Here is a 15,518-nt window from a genome sequence, read left to right on the forward strand (position 1 = left end):
AATCTATAGTAACTATATAAACCATAGCTACCACAGAGAGAATGCTCATACTTTCAGCTGTAAATTGTTGAGATTTATTATCTAATCTTCAGTCTGACTTAATAAAAAGTCTTTACTTACAGTCTTGTGTCTCAATATGTCAAAGATCGCCGTGTCGCGAACGCCCTCCTTGTGTCGGGCTCAGGATTGACTGCGTCTATCCTGTTCGCACCACTTGGTGGAGAATAACGGATTCGAACCGTTGACCCCCTGCTTGCAAAGCAGGTGCTCTAGCCAGCTGAGCTAATCCCCCGTAAAAGAGGTGAGAGGTAAGAGGTGAGAGGTAAGAACCGACTCACACCGTAGTCCCAGGCAGACTTGAACTGCCGACCTCCACATTATCAGTGTGGCGCTCTAACCAACTGAGCTATAGGACTCTTAGTGGTCAGAGGGGGTACCCCTGCCCGGCCTCAACTATTCTCTAGATAAACAGAAGAAGTATACAAGAAAGCTGAAGGGTTGACAATCAACCTTGCTTACCTAACTATTCAGCGTCCTCTTTATTAGCGTGTTGACTTGACTTGCGTCTCGTCCACACACTCCAGAAAGGAGGTGTTCCAGCCGCACCTTCCGGTACGGCTACCTTGTTACGACTTAGCCCCAATTACCAGTTTCACCCTAGGCCGACCCTTGCGGTCACGGACTTCAGGTGCCCCCGGCTTTCATGGCTTGACGGGCGGTGTGTACAAGGCCCGGGAACGTATTCACCGCGCCATGGCTGATGCGCGATTACTAGCGAATCCAGCTTCATGGGGTCGGGTTGCAGACCCCAATCCGAACTGAGGATGGCTTTAAGGATTAGATCGCAATTGCCTGCAACCAACTCTCTGTACCACCCATTGTAACACGTGTGTAGCCCCGGACGTAAGGGCCGTGCTGATTTGACGTCATCCCCACCTTCCTCACACCTTACGGTGGCAGTACTGGCAGAGTGCCCAGCATTACCTGATGGCAACTACCAGAAAGGGTTGCGCTCGTTATGGCACTTAAGCCGACACCTCACGGCACGAGCTGACGACAACCATGCAGCACCTCCACAGGAGTCCCGAAGGACCTCATCATCTCTGAATCGTTCTCCTGCAGTTCAAGCCCGGGTAAGGTTCCTCGCGTATCATCGAATTAAACCACATGTTCCTCCGCTTGTGCGGGCCCCCGTCAATTCCTTTGAGTTTCACCGTTGCCGGCGTACTCCCCAGGTGGGATGCTTAACGCTTTCGCTTGGCCGCTGACATTGTATCGCCAACAGCGGGCATCCATCGTTTACCGTGCGGACTACCAGGGTATCTAATCCTGTTCGATACCCGCACTTTCGAGCTTTAGCGTCAGTTACACGCTGGAAGGCTGCCTTCGCAATCGGAGTTCTTCGTGATATCTAAGCATTTCACCGCTACACCACAAATTCCGCCTTCCTCGAGTGCACTCAAGTTCTCCAGTTCGCGACGCACTGCACAGGTTGAGCCCCTACATTTCACGTCACGCTTAAAAAACAGCCTGCGCTCCCTTTAAACCCAATAAATCCGGATAACGCCCGGACCTTCCGTATTACCGCGGCTGCTGGCACGGAATTAGCCGGTCCTTATTCTTCGGGTACATACAAAACACTACACGTAGTGAACTTTATTCCCCGACAAAAGCAGTTTACAACCCATAGGGCCGTCATCCTGCACGCTACTTGGCTGGTTCAGACTCTCGTCCATTGACCAATATTCCTCACTGCTGCCTCCCGTAGGAGTTTGGACCGTGTCTCAGTTCCAATGTGGGGGACCTTCCTCTCAGAACCCCTACTGATCGTTGGCTCGGTGGGCCGTTACCCCGCCGACTGCCTAATCAGACGCATCCCCATCCCTTAGCGATAAATCTTTGTTCCTCATCAGATGCCATCCAAGGAAAACATAGGGTATTAATTCGACTTTCGCCGGGCTATGCCCTACTAAGGGGAAGGTTGGATACGCGTTACTCACCCGTGCGCCGGTCGCCATCGCTGGTTGCAAGCAACCAACATGCTGCCCCTCGACTTGCATGTGTTAAGCCTGTAGCTAGCGTTCATCCTGAGCCAGGATCAAACTCTTCACTGTAAAAGTTATTTCTTTAATAGCAAGGACACTGCAAAAAAAAGCAGCGAACCATGCTGATTGTTCTGTACTCAAGGACGCCATATCCGAATAGTATCTCTGGTAAAGCTTCTCATTCTCAAAAACCGTCCCGAAGGACAGTATTGACGGTTGACTTCATATTACCCACGGCACTAATACTATAAAATAATAAAAGCACCGCGCTTCTTGTACTACTTCACTGTCTATGTAAATCTTTCAAAGAACTCTTTCTTTAGCGCTTCAGAGGTTGTTTCCTCGTTAGCGGATGCAATCTTCACTGAGATCATTCATGACGATAGGATCAATTATCATTGTTTCGTCATCAACAACATATAGTTCATGCTGTTCATCACGGTCATCGCTTTCAAGCACGAAAGCATAGGGTTTCATAACAGACATCTTGTCAATAAGCCCCGTATGCTCTCCCAACACTTTACGGAAGATGGCTGCAACCTGCTCGTAAAAATCATCGTCAGCAGCATTAATCCACTGTTCCACAACGCTTCGAGTTATCTCCTTATCGTCATCGTCATAGACCATGACCTCTCCATTCTCCTGAGACACACATATATGTATATCAGTAAGGACAGAAGCATCTTCTGACGAAGGGAACTTTTCTGCTATTTTCCTTACAATTCTTTCTACTTGGACTAAAGTTTGTTCTGTTGGTTCCATCTCAATTCTAATTGTTTGATAGTCCTGCAAAAGTACGAAAAAGATTGATAATTGCAAACGTTTACGGACAAAAATCAAAAAATATTCATGTCGCTTACTTATTTTTCGCAATTTTGTTGTAATTTTGCATTGCAAAAGACATGTTTTGCAAAACAAGCTATGGACAACTACATAAAACATCTAGGAATAATTGAAGATATAAACGGTGAGCACATAAGGGTTAAGATTACCCAATCCACTTCATGTGCTGCCTGTAAAGTAGCTGCCCATTGCAACGCATCGGAGTCTAAAGAAAAGATTATTGATGTATACAGTAATGCAAGTGAATATGACGTTGGCCAAACAGTTATTGTAAGCACGACAAAGACATCTGCAAAACTCGCATTGCAAATAGGGTTCATTCTTCCGCTAATAATTCTAATCGCAGCAATTTTGGCATTCAAGTTACTGAAATTCAACGACGAGACAGCTGCTATTTATTCACTACTATTACTTATACCTTATTATTTAATCGTCTACTCATTACGAAATTGGATAGAAAAGGACATAACATTTACTCTTTCGAAAACTGAATAGAGGAACAAAGTATAACAATAACAAACAAATATTATAAAAACAAACACTTATGAATTTAATTCTAATTGCAGTAATTGTTCTTGGAGCCATTGGACTGACGGCAGCGTTGGTTCTATATATCTGTTCCAAGAAATTTGCTGTGTTCGAAGACCCTCGTATCTCTCAGGTTAACGAGCTACTGCCTGGTGCAAACTGTGGTGGCTGCGGATATCCCGGATGCGGTGGTATGGCTGACGCACTCGTCAAAGGTGCTGATGCTGGAAGCCTTGACGGACTATTCTGTCCTGTAGGCGGAGCAGAAACAATGGGTAAGGTAGCAAGCCTTCTCGAGATGGCAATCGCCAACGGAGAGCCAAAGGTTGCGGTAGTAAGATGCAACGGAACATGCGACAATCGTCCGAAGGTAGCAGAATACTGCGGTCTTCGCACATGTGCAGCGATGCATGCCTGTGGTGCAGGAGAGACGTTATGCGGATACGGATGCCTCGGCTGTGGCGACTGTGTTAAAGCTTGTCAGTTTGACGCTATACAAATGAATGCCGAGACAGGAATACCAGAGGTCAACGAAGATAAGTGTACAGCATGTGGTGCATGCGTAAAGGCTTGTCCACGAAACATCATTGAGCTTCGCAAGAAGGGGCCTAAGGGCCGTCGCGTCTTTGTATCATGCGTCAACAAGGACAAAGGAGCAATTTCTATGAAAGCATGCAAGGTGAGCTGTATTGGTTGTGGCAAGTGTGAGAAAGAGTGTCCTTTCGGAGCAATCACTGTAGAAGGCAACTGTTCATACATAGACTTCGAGAAATGCCGTCTGTGCCGCAAATGCGTTACTGTTTGTCCAACGAAGGCAATTCACGACGTAAACTTCCCCACCCCAGCACCTGTAAAGAAAGCTGAAACTAACAAAGAAGAAAAGGAGGCACAAGCATGAATATTAGGACATTCAGTATAGGTGGTATCCACCCCGAAGAGAATAAGCTTACCCATGAGGTTGCCACAAAAGTGGCAGCACTACCTAAGCAAGCCATCTTCCCACTTAGCCAGCACATTGGTGCGCCAGCCAAGCCTGTAGTACAGAAAGGTGACAAGGTAAAAGTTGGAACGCTCATTGCCGAGGCAGGAGGTTTCGTTTCAGCACCTATTTATTCTTCTGTCAGTGGTACTGTTTTCAAAGTAGATACTGCTATTGACGCCACCGGTTATCGCAAGCCTGCTATTATTATTAATGTCGAAGGCGACGATTGGGAAGAACGCATTGACCGTTCTACTAGATTGGAACAAGTGAAAGACCATCCTGAGCTTACGCCTGAAGAGATAGTCGAGAGAATAAAGAAAGCAGGCGTCACCGGCATGGGTGGTGCAGGCTTCCCGACCTTTATAAAGCTATGCCCTCCACCAACGGCTAAAGCAGAATGTGTAATCATCAATGCCGTTGAGTGCGAACCTTACATCACAGCAGACTATCGTCTGATGATGGAAAAGGCGGACGAGATCCTTGTTGGTCTTGAGCTTCTCATGAAGGCTGCTAAAGTAACCAAAGGCTATATAGGCATTGAAACGAACAAGCCCGCTGCTATTGAGCTTCTTACGAAAAAACTTGCAGAATTAAATTCTCCTCTTTCTACCCAAGTAGAGGTGGTGCCTCTGAAACAGCGCTATCCACAAGGAGGCGAGAAACAACTCGTCGATGCTGTGATACGCCGTCAAGTACCAGCGCCTCCTGCAATACCAGTTAATGTTGGTGCCATTGTCCAGAACGTAGGTACAGCCTATGCTGTGTATGAGGCTGTAATGAAAAACAAGCCACTGTTTGAGCGTTATACCACCGTAACCGGAAAGTTACTTAAGAATCCAGGAAACTTCCTTGTTCGCATGGGAACGCCAATGAATGATCTCATTGAAGCCTGTGGCGGAATGCCGGAAGGCGACAATAAGTTGCTTGCAGGTGGTCCGATGATGGGTAAAGCCCTGACAACCACAGAGGTACCTGTCTGCAAAGGCACGAACTCCGTTACCATTCTCTCTGGTGACGATGCCAGGCGCAAAGAGGCTGAGCCCTGCATACGCTGTGCAAAATGCGTTAGTGCATGTCCTATGGGTCTTGAGCCATATCTATTGGCAAAGCTCAGTGAAGTGAAGAACTGGGAGAGAGCCGAACACGAAGACATTGTCAGCTGTATAGAATGTGGATCATGTCAGTTTACATGCCCTGCTCACCGTCCATTGCTTGACAATATACGTCAAGGCAAGGGTACGGTCATGGGAATCATTCGCAGCAGAGCAGCGAAAAAATAAACAATAACAGAACAAAAGAAAAAACATATAAGAAAATGAGTAAACTCATTGTTTCACTTTCGCCACACGCCCACGGAACAGACTCAGTGGAGCGCAACATGTACGGCGTTATGATAGCCTTGTTGCCCGCGCTGCTTGTCTCGTTCTATTACTTCGGACTTGGTTCGGTCATCGTTTGCACGACAAGTGTGGCAGCCTGCGTATTCTTAGAGTGGGCTATAAACACATTCATGCTCAAGAATCCCCGTAACACCATTCTAGACGGTTCAGCAGCGCTGACAGGTATCTTGTTAGGCATGAACCTCCCATCAAATCTTCCTATTTGGATAATAATAATAGGTGCATTGTTTGCCATCGGCGTAGGCAAGATGACCTTTGGAGGACTTGGTAGTAATATTTTCAATCCAGCTTTGGTAGGTAGATGCGCACTACTTGTTGCCTTCCCTGCACAGATGACTTCATGGCCTGTTTCAGGACAATGGACAAGCTACACTGACGCAACGACAGGTGCCACTCCTCTGGCCATAATGAAGGAAGCCATTAAAAATGGAGATGTGGAAGTGCTCAACAAGTTGCCAGATGCATTTAGCATGCTCCTTGGCGACTACTCAATGGGAGGAGGCGCTGGTACCATTGGCGAGATTTGCGGTCTTGCTCTTATCGCTGGTTTGTTGTTTATGCTTTGGCGCAAAATCGTCACATGGCATATACCAGTGAGCATCATTGCGACAGTATTCGTGTTCAGCATGATTCTACATCTTGTCAACCCGATCTATGCCGATCCTACAACGGTTATCTTGAGCGGTGGTCTCATGCTTGGAGCATTCTTTATGGCTACAGACTACGTCACTTCCCCAATGACGCCAAAAGGCCAGATAATCTACGGTATTTGTATCGGTCTGCTGACAGTCATTATCCGTAACTGGGGTGCTTATCCTGAAGGCATGTCATTTGCCATTCTCATAATGAATGCCTTCACCCCACTCATTAACAATTACATCAAGCCCAAGCGCTTCGGTGAAGTACCCGCTAATAAATAAAGGAGGACAAAGACAATGAAGAAACTTGAATCATCTTTACTGAACATGACGCTGGTACTTACTGGTGTAGCAGTAATAATGGGAGCCATCCTTGCCTATGTCAACAATCTGACAAGCGGTCCAATAAATGAACAGAAAGAAAAAGCACTGGCTGATGGTATCAAAACCGTAATGGCGAGTGACGATGTTGTAGTTGACAGTCCTGACACAGTGAAGCAACATGACTCAAAAGGCAAAGAGCTCACCTTTATTATATATAAGGCGAAGGATAGCAAAGGTACCAACTTGGGTGCTGCCGTAGAGAGCACTACAGGAGGTTTTGGAGGCAATCTTAGGGTACTCGTAGGTTTCACTCCTGACGGTGCCGTACTTGGCTACACACTTCTCGAGCATGCTGAGACACCTGGTTTGGGAGCCAAAGCCGACAAGTGGTTCCAGAAAGGCGAGAAAGGCGATATCGTGGGCAAGAAGCCTGGCGAAAAGCCACTCGGAGTAACAAAGGACAATAAAGGCGATGAACAGCAGGTTGAAGCTATAACAGCATCTACCATTACTAGCCGTGCCTTCCTCACAGCAGTAAACAACGCTTATAATGCTTACAAGTCACAGTCTGTAGATGGTGTAAGCGGTGCAACTTCAAATGCTGAAAACAAAAAAGACTGACAATTATGAACTACATAGAAATAATTAAGAACGGCATCGTAAAAGAGAACCCTACGTTTGTCTTGATGCTCGGCATGTGTCCCACACTTGCCACTACCACCAGTGCCACAAACGGTATGGCTATGGGCTTGGCTACCATGGCAGTACTTATCTGCACTAACGTAGTCATATCATGTATGAAGAGCTTAACGCCCGATAAGGTACGAATTCCGGTATTCATCGTCATTATAGCAGCTTTCGTAACAATACTACAGATGATTATTAAAGCCTACCTGCCTGACATTGATGCAGCTCTCGGATTATTCATTCCCCTTATTGTTGTAAACTGCGTCATCCTCGGACGTGCCGAAGCCTTTGCTGCTAAACAGAGTCCTCTGGCATCACTCTTCGACGGTATAGGTATAGGTTTAGGATTCACCTTAGGTCTGACGTTACTTGGCATATTCCGTGAGATCCTAGGCTCAGGTTCTGTCTTTGGATTTACCTTAATACCAGAGACTTACAACATTCTTCTCTTCGTATTACCTCCAGGCGCATTCATCACGCTTGGCTTCCTCATTGCGATTGTGAACAAGATGCGCAGCAATGCATAAAACCCGACATCAGAACATCGTAATATCGTTATAAAAAAATGTAAGAATCTATGGAATTTGTTCTCATATTCATTTCTGCCATATTCGTAAACAACATTGTGTTGTCACAGTTTCTCGGTATATGCCCATTTCTTGGCGTATCAAAGAAAATAGACACTTCGTTAGGCATGTCAGCAGCTGTTGCATTCGTCCTCACGCTGGCAACGATTGTCACATGGCTAGTACAAAAGTTCGTACTTGATGCCTTCGGATTACAGTATCTACAGACAATAGCATTTATCCTAGTCATAGCATCACTTGTTCAGATGGTAGAGATTATTCTGAAGAAGGTGTCCCCTGCCCTCTATCAAGCACTTGGCATCTTCCTGCCACTCATAACGACCAACTGTGCCGTGCTTGGTGTCGCTATACTCGTCATACAGAAAGACTTCAATCTTCTGCAGTCTGTTGTTTATGCTTTCTCTACCGCCATTGGTTTCGGTCTTGCCCTAACTGTTTTTGCCGGCATACGCGAGCAGTTGGAACTTGCCAACATTCCCAAAGGCATGCAGGGCATGGCAATAGTACTCGTCACGGCAGGACTTCTCAGCCTTGCATTCATGGGCTTCTCCGGTGTTGACGGAGGCTTGAAAGTCTTGTTTGGTATCGACTAATTCTTAAAACGCATAATACATGGAGTCATTAAAGATTGCCTTTTGGGCTTGCTTGGTATTAGTATTTTATACTTATCTCGGCTATGGAATTCTTCTCTTCTTGCTGCTGAAACTTAAGCAGTTGTTCTGCAAGAAAGAGCAGAAGCCCGTTCTCCCTGCAGACGAGTCACAATTCCCTGATGTGACACTTATGATTTGCGCCTTCAATGAAGAAGAAATCATTAAGGAGAAAATGGAGAATATACGCCAGCTCGACTACCCGAAAGACAAGCTCTGTGTCATGTGGGTGACCGATGGCTCCAGCGACCACAGCAATGAGCTGCTTTCTGAATACGGTGATGAGATTACACTCGTTTTCTCTCCCGAACGTCGTGGAAAAGCAGCCGCCATGCAACATGGTCTGCAAGTCAACAAGTCAGAATATGTGGTATTTACTGATGCCAACACCATGCTCAACCCAGGCAGCATAAAAGAAATAGTACGCCTATTCATGAGAGAAGACGTGGGATGCGTCAGTGGTGAGAAACGCGTTGCTGCTCGGCATGAAGGTCAGGCTGCAGCTGAAGGTGAAGGTATCTACTGGAAATACGAGAGCACCCTGAAGCGCTGGGACAGTGCGCTCTATTCCGCAATGGGCGCTGCAGGTGAGCTGTTCGCCGTACGTATGAGCGTCTATGAGGCAGCGCCAAGTAACGCCCTCCTTGATGACTTCATGATTTCAATGCTCATACTCAAGAAAGGATACAAGATTGCATATACAAGCGATGCATATGCTATGGAATATGGCTCTGCCAACATGGAAGAAGAATCAAAGCGCAAGCGTCGTATTGCTGCAGGCGGACTACAGAGCATCTGGTGGCTGCGCTCTCTGATGAATCCATTCAAATATCCTATCACGAGTTTCCTGTTTGTATCACACCGTGTGTTGCGATGGAGCATCACTCCTTTTGCCCTTCTCGCACTCATACCTCTCAATGTGGCACTCGTCATGATGAAAGGTGGCACCGTATATACCGTAATATGGATACTGCAAATATTATTCTATTTATCGGCATTCATGGGCTATCTTATGGCATCAAGAGGCAAGAAAAACAAGCTTCTTTATGTCCCTTATTACTTCCTTTTCATGAACATCAATGTATTCCGAGGCATCAGTTACCTGCGTTCTCATAAGAGCAGCGGAGCATGGGAAAAGGCTAAAAGAGGTTGAAAAAGCAATCAATTTAGTGTAATTTGCGCGATTTACATCAAGAAATAACGGATTCTGAACCACTTTTTGCTATTTTTAGACCTATGTAAGAAAAAAACAATGTAAATTTGTGGCGTTTTAAAGCAAAAATTGCATTTTAGAACGCAAACAAAAGGACGATGGATCAAGATCAAAAGGAAATTTTGCTTCAACGCTATGCCGATGCTAATCACAAATTACAGATTGCTCAGCAACAACTGGAGCAGGCCAACAAGAAATTGACGGAATATGAGAAGAAAGCGGCTAAAGCCATGAAGGAGAGCCGCATGAAATCATTATTCCTTGCCAACATGTCACATGAGATTAGGACGCCTCTTAATGCTATCGAAGGTTTTTCACGCATCATGGCTGAGACAGACTCTGCCGAAGAGCGCATGAAATTCATGGAGATTATTGAGAGTAATAATAGCCGTCTGCTTAGTCTTGTGAACGAGATTCTTGACCTTAGTCGTGTGGAGTCTGGAGAGATTGAAATCAAGAAGGCGCCTACAGACCTTCAGGGACTCATGAGCAGCATAAAGCAACTGTTCAAGTTCCGCTGTCCTGAAACAGTAAGTCTGAAGGCTACTGTTCCAAACATGTCAGTAACAATGACCACTGACGAGAACCGTCTCACTCAGGTATTCTCAAACCTCATTTCGAATGCCCTTAAGCATACACCACGCGGTTCCATTGTCTTCGGTTACAATTTCAAGGATGATGGCCAGACCATCTCTTTCTATGTAAAAGACACCGGTTCAGGTATTTCTCCCGATTTCATAGGTCACATATTTGACGCATACGCCTCTAAGGATGCCGAACAGCAAAAGGGCTATGGTCTCGGTCTGGCTCTATGTAAGATTATTGTAGAGAAGATGGGCGGCACTATCAGTGTTGAATCAGAAATGGGCGTTGGCTCTACGTTCACATTCAACATGCCTTTCCACGGTACGGTAGGTGGCATATCAACCAGCAACCGTGCAATGACAAACGTACGCACTATTAGAGCTAAGAATTCTACTGACGAGTCCAATCTGAAGACCATACTTGTAGCAGAAGATGAGGAGAGCAACTATGAGCTCGTTCGCATTGTACTGAACAAGCGCTATCGTCTGCTGCGTGCTCACAACGGCATTGAAGCAGTAACAATGAATGAAGACGAAAAGCCCGATCTCATTCTCATGGACATACGCATGCCCGAAATGAATGGTCTTGACGCTACACGTATTATAAAAGAGGTAAACCACGACGTACCAGTCATTGCACTCAGTGCCTACGCATTTGAAGAGAACATACGCGAAGCGAAGTTAGCCGGATGTGATGAGTTCATGGCAAAGCCGTTCCGTGTTGAAGATCTTATAGAGACTGTCAAGAAATATATTGGCGAATAATTTCAGACATGGGTAAGCTTGCTGTTTATAAGTATTTTTCTTTAATGATTTTGGTCATCACTATTTTGGTGGCCATATTTACATTTTTCGGACTTTTCGGTGGAAACTTCAATCCTGTCCACGAGACAGCTATCGCAATGATTGTATATGTCCTGCCGTTTCTTGTTGCAGGAAATATTATTGTCCTTGCCTATTGGCTTATACGCCGTCGCTGGCACTGGGCAGCCATTCCCTTCATCACGCTTTTGTGTAGCTTGCCATACATAGGAACAGTATATCAATTAGGGCTGTTCAATCCTGATACCAGTCAGTCTGGCTTTAAGATAGCGAGCTATAATGTTGCAATGTTCGGACGCGAGATCTCAGGTTTCAAGGCAGAAGACATCCTCTCCGAAATGCGACGCCAGAATGTTGACATCCTGTGCATTCAGGAATATATGGAGATGAGCGGTGACAAAAACAACACCCAGAGTTACAAGACCTACTTCCCATATATGGCAAAGGGGAAGAACGACATGGTAGTATTCAGTCGTTTTCCAATCAGATCTTCTGAGACAATTGACTTTGGTGTAACCAACAATAGTGCCATGTGGGCAGACATTGATATCAACGGCAAAATGGTTCGTGTATTTAATGCCCATCTTGAGACAACAGGTTTCAACCGCACGCTCCGTAAATTTGCAAAGATGGAGATGCAAGGTGCCAATGTTGAGGAAAATGCGTTTATTCGTGCCATCTATGGTAACTACACAAACGGCATGGTCAAGCGTGCCGTTCAAGCCGACCTTATGGCTCGTAAGATAAAAGAAAGCAAATATCCCCCTATTGTCTGTGGTGATTTCAACGATGTGCCCTACTCTTTCACATATAACACCATGAAGGGTGACCTCGTTGACGGATTCAAGGAGTGCGGCAAAGGCTTGATGCATACTTTCCGTGGCAACAAGAAAGTCCGCATCGACTATATCTTCCACGACGAAAGCATGACTGGCGAGAAATACTATAAGCTTGACCTCAGCTACTCTGATCACTGTCCAGTGTTCATGAAGATATCGACGCTGTAAAGCATACGATGTGTCTGAGCAAGCCAATCCATCTATCATAAAGGCTAAACAATGGAAAGACAGCACATCATCCTATCCTCCAATCTTGAGAAGTCACTTACCGATGCCATCACTTCGCAGAAGGCAGACAAATTGTTTGTGCTAACTGATGAGACAACACAAAAGTTATGTCTTCCCCTAATAAAGGATATCCCTTGCATGAGCGGTGCATCGCCCATTGTAATAAAAGCTGGCGATGAGAACAAAAGTCTCGAAGCCGTAGTACATGTATGGGAAGAGCTGCAGCACATGGGTGCAACACGCCATTCGCTGCTAATCAACCTCGGTGGAGGTATGGTTACCGACCTCGGAGGATTTGCGGCTTCTACATTCAAACGTGGTATCCATCTCATAAACATTCCCACCACCCTTCTCTCTATGGTTGATGCCTCTGTTGGAGGCAAGACAGGCTTTAATTTCGGAGGTCTGAAAAATGAGATTGGTGTATTCCGCAATGCCTCTTCAGTAATTCTCGACACCACATTCCTCAACACGATGGACCATGAGAACATCCTTTCCGGCTATGCCGAGATGTTGAAACATGGACTGATAAACAACGAGAAGATGCTTGCCGAACTGCTTACTTTCGACGTAGAGCATCCCGACCTAAGTGTGCTTCAACGAATGGTAGCCGAAAGCGTGGAAGTGAAGCAGCACATTGTCCTTGAAGACCCCACAGAACAAGGCATCCGTAAAGCACTTAATTTAGGTCACACTATTGGCCATGCCTTTGAGTCGTTAGCACTGAAGAGACAGCCTGTGCTGCATGGCTACGCTGTGGCATGGGGATTGGTGTGCGAACTATATCTAAGCGTCGTAAAAATGGGTTTCCCCACTGAGCGCATGAGACAGGTGGTTAGATTCATCTTCGACAACTACGGACGCATGCCTATCAGCTGCAATGACTATCCTACACTCATTGAGCTGATGACCCACGACAAAAAGAATGTGGCAGGAAAGATAAACTTCACACTACTTGGAGCTGTTGGCGACATTCGCATCAACCAGACAGCAACTAAGGAAGAGATTGAGGAAGCGCTCGATTTTTATCGCGAAGGGTAAACAACCTTTCGCTTTTTTTCGCCACAGATTATATTGCAGCTAAGTGCTCTGCTTATATTGCAGCTATACGTTCTGCCTCTTTGCGGGCAGGCTTTCCTGTTTCAGTAAGCGGAACGCTCTCTACTGTTCTATAGTAACGAGGTTGCCAGTGTTTCGGAAGGACTCTTTTACAAACCTCCTTTACCTCATCTATATCTCCCTCAGTCAGTAGAGCCACCACCTCGCCGAACTTCTCATCCTTGCGGCGTGTTATAACAAATGGTGCTTCAAGGTAAGGTTTCAACATTCGTTCCACCTCTTCTATCTGGATTTTTATTCCTCCGGAACATACCACATTGTCCTTACGTCCAATGATACGGAAACATCCGTCAGGTGCTATCTCTGCAATATCGTTGGAAAAGAGACGGTCTTTGCACACAAGCGGTGCATCGATAATCAGACAACCATCTTCCGACAAAGCAATCTTTACTGAATCAAACGGTTTGTACCATTCACTCGCATCTTTACCACTAAGTCGTCGCAGAGCAATGTGCGACAACGTCTCAGTCATTCCATAAGTACTCCACACAGCATTAGGGAAGTTCCTCAACTCCGCTTCCAGTGCTTCATCAATAGCACCTCCACCAATTATAAGGTGACGTATCTGCATAAGTCTTTCGCGCTCTTCAGGCACCTGAAGACTGTTGTACACTTGCAGCGGCACCATAGCAGCGAAAGAAATATCAAGAGGAGTATTTTTGTTATTATTCTGAGCTCCAGCAAACACATAATCAGCCAGCGGATGTCCTGTCGGTGTTACGCTAATCAGTTTCAATCCTCTTGTCAGCGCGCGTACCACCATCATTTTGCCTGCAATATAATCAAGTGGCATACACAGCAGAGCAGTGTCGCCAGCAGTAAGACCGAGGAAGTCGCATGTAATACGAGCCGATGCTTCCATGCGTTTTTTCTCTACCCACAATGGTTTGGGGGCACCAGTTGAACCACTGGTGTGTACAAGAACCTTGTCACTATCATTTTGCCATTCGGCAATAAATTCCTCTAAAGTCAACTGAGTGTTATTTATTATGAACTACGAAAAGTTTATCGCCTCGTATTTCAAGTGGCATGTTAATATTGTCAGTAAACAGTTGTCCTGTGCCAAGTCCCTGTGGCATTCGGATATTATCGCCATATACAGAGCTACAGAACTGTGCTATTGCATTCAAGCCAATGTTGCTCTCCAGTGCCGATGTTATCCAAGAGCCTATGCCTTCCTCACGTGCTATATCTATCCACTCCCTGCAACCAGTCATACCGCCATGAAGCGATGGTTTCAGCACTATATAGGCAGGCTTTATTATTCGCAGCATCTGTCGCTTTGCATCAGGATTGTTTATACCTATCAGCTCCTCGTCGAGAGCTATTGGCAGTGGTGCTTCGCGACATAGTTCAGCCATTGCAGCCCATTGTTTCTGCTTAATAGGTTGTTCAATGGAGTGTATTGCATATTGTGACAGCAGCTCCAGCTGATACAAGGCATTCTCCGGCTTGAAGCCACCGTTTGCGTCAAGACGCAACTCAACTTCATGATATGAGAATCTTTCTCTGATACGCTTAACAAGATCCAGCTCCCTGTCAAAGTCAATGGCTCCGACCTTCAGTTTCACGCAGTGGAAGCCTTTGGACAGTTTCTCTTCCATGCGTTCCAGCATCTCGCCATATGAGCCCATCCACACAAGACCATTGATAGTGATTCCCTTTTCTCCACGACTGAAAGCGGTGTCAAAAAGCAATGGAACATCAGATATTGGAGACAAACTATCAGACTTCTCAAACGCGAGCATTGCCGTCTCAATACCGAAGAGCATTGATGGGAAGTCACGCAATGCTTCGTAATCTATGGTTCCAGTATGCTCCAGCTCACGACAGAAGCTACAGAGAACTTCGCCATAGTCTGGACGTGCGTCACAGCTAAGATCAGGCAATGGTGCACACTCACCAATGCCATAACGCGAGTCATCTTTTATTTCAACGAACCAAGATTTACGTTCATTGTATATTCCACGAGATGTTGTTGCCGGCTGTTTGAAATGAAACACCCTTTCACTAACGGTAATTTTCATTT

Annotated in this window: 14 protein-coding genes, 2 tRNA genes and 1 rRNA gene; 11 read left to right on the forward strand and 6 right to left on the reverse strand. The window is 45.8% G+C overall.

From position 1 onward, the window contains the following. Positions 1-215: 215 nt before the first annotated feature. The 4 genes from M1L52_RS15585 to M1L52_RS15600 all read right to left on the reverse strand — a co-directional run bounded on the left by M1L52_RS15585 (position 216) and on the right by M1L52_RS15600 (position 2,807). A tRNA-Ala gene (locus tag M1L52_RS15585) sits at positions 216-292 on the reverse strand. A gap of 50 nt (positions 293-342) precedes the next feature. Next, positions 343-416: transfer RNA gene (locus M1L52_RS15590), tRNA-Ile, on the reverse strand. Between the two features lie 168 nt (positions 417-584). Continuing rightward, positions 585-2,114, reverse strand: a 16S ribosomal RNA gene (locus M1L52_RS15595). Between the two features lie 276 nt (positions 2,115-2,390). Further along, complete coding sequence (locus M1L52_RS15600; RefSeq protein WP_248615938.1) at positions 2,391-2,807, reverse strand: hypothetical protein; 417 nt, start codon at positions 2,805-2,807, stop codon at positions 2,391-2,393. Positions 2,808-2,966: 159 nt separating this feature from the next. Between M1L52_RS15600 and M1L52_RS15605 the strand changes: the two genes are divergently transcribed. The 11 genes from M1L52_RS15605 (at position 2,967) to aroB (ending at position 13,411) form a co-directional block, all read left to right on the forward strand. Beyond that, positions 2,967-3,383 (forward strand): SoxR reducing system RseC family protein, encoded by a 417-nt coding sequence (locus tag M1L52_RS15605; protein ID WP_248615939.1) that lies wholly within the window; start codon positions 2,967-2,969, stop codon positions 3,381-3,383. A gap of 49 nt (positions 3,384-3,432) precedes the next feature. Next, positions 3,433-4,314 carry a Fe-S cluster domain-containing protein gene (locus tag M1L52_RS15610; RefSeq protein WP_248615940.1) on the forward strand — a complete coding sequence of 294 codons (882 nt, stop codon included), beginning with the start codon at positions 3,433-3,435 and terminating at the stop codon, positions 4,312-4,314. Further along, positions 4,311-5,678 carry an electron transport complex subunit RsxC gene (rsxC, locus tag M1L52_RS15615; RefSeq protein WP_248615941.1) on the forward strand — a complete coding sequence of 456 codons (1,368 nt, stop codon included), beginning with the start codon at positions 4,311-4,313 and terminating at the stop codon, positions 5,676-5,678. Before M1L52_RS15610 ends, rsxC begins: the two co-directional genes overlap by 4 nt. 35 nt (positions 5,679-5,713) lie before the next feature. Then, on the forward strand, positions 5,714-6,718 hold the full coding sequence (locus tag M1L52_RS15620; protein ID WP_248615942.1) for an RnfABCDGE type electron transport complex subunit D: 1,005 nt from the start codon (positions 5,714-5,716) through the stop codon (positions 6,716-6,718). A 15-nt stretch (positions 6,719-6,733) separates the two neighbouring features. Beyond that, positions 6,734-7,381, forward strand: coding sequence for an RnfABCDGE type electron transport complex subunit G (locus M1L52_RS15625; protein ID WP_248615943.1), 648 nt, complete (start codon positions 6,734-6,736; stop codon positions 7,379-7,381). A gap of 5 nt (positions 7,382-7,386) precedes the next feature. Beyond that, positions 7,387-7,974, forward strand: a complete 588-nt coding sequence (rsxE, locus tag M1L52_RS15630) for an electron transport complex subunit RsxE (protein ID WP_248615944.1) — start codon at positions 7,387-7,389, stop codon at positions 7,972-7,974. A 50-nt stretch (positions 7,975-8,024) separates the two neighbouring features. Next, positions 8,025-8,627, forward strand: coding sequence for an electron transport complex subunit RsxA (gene rsxA, locus M1L52_RS15635; RefSeq protein ID WP_248615945.1), 603 nt, complete (start codon positions 8,025-8,027; stop codon positions 8,625-8,627). Positions 8,628-8,646: 19 nt separating this feature from the next. Then, positions 8,647-9,837, forward strand: coding sequence for a glycosyltransferase family 2 protein (locus M1L52_RS15640; RefSeq protein ID WP_248615946.1), 1,191 nt, complete (start codon positions 8,647-8,649; stop codon positions 9,835-9,837). A 158-nt stretch (positions 9,838-9,995) separates the two neighbouring features. Continuing rightward, positions 9,996-11,246: an ATP-binding protein gene (locus M1L52_RS15645; RefSeq protein ID WP_248615947.1), complete on the forward strand. Its 1,251-nt coding sequence runs from the start codon at positions 9,996-9,998 to the stop codon at positions 11,244-11,246. Positions 11,247-11,296: 50 nt separating this feature from the next. Then, positions 11,297-12,310, forward strand: coding sequence for an endonuclease/exonuclease/phosphatase family protein (locus M1L52_RS15650; RefSeq protein ID WP_248615948.1), 1,014 nt, complete (start codon positions 11,297-11,299; stop codon positions 12,308-12,310). 51 nt (positions 12,311-12,361) lie between these two features. Continuing rightward, on the forward strand, positions 12,362-13,411 hold the full coding sequence (gene aroB, locus M1L52_RS15655; protein WP_248615949.1) for a 3-dehydroquinate synthase: 1,050 nt from the start codon (positions 12,362-12,364) through the stop codon (positions 13,409-13,411). Positions 13,412-13,463: 52 nt separating this feature from the next. On the opposite strand, the gene M1L52_RS15660 is transcribed toward aroB, so the two are convergent. Next, positions 13,464-14,462, reverse strand: a complete 999-nt coding sequence (locus M1L52_RS15660; RefSeq protein WP_248615950.1) for an AMP-binding protein — start codon at positions 14,460-14,462, stop codon at positions 13,464-13,466. Positions 14,463-14,469: 7 nt separating this feature from the next. After that, positions 14,470-15,516, reverse strand: a complete 1,047-nt coding sequence (menC, locus tag M1L52_RS15665; RefSeq protein ID WP_248615951.1) for an o-succinylbenzoate synthase — start codon at positions 15,514-15,516, stop codon at positions 14,470-14,472. Positions 15,517-15,518 lie beyond the last annotated feature (2 nt).

Origin of the sequence: Prevotella sp. E13-27, from assembly GCF_023217965.1 — a bacterium.
Lineage (GTDB): Bacteria > Bacteroidota > Bacteroidia > Bacteroidales > Bacteroidaceae > Prevotella.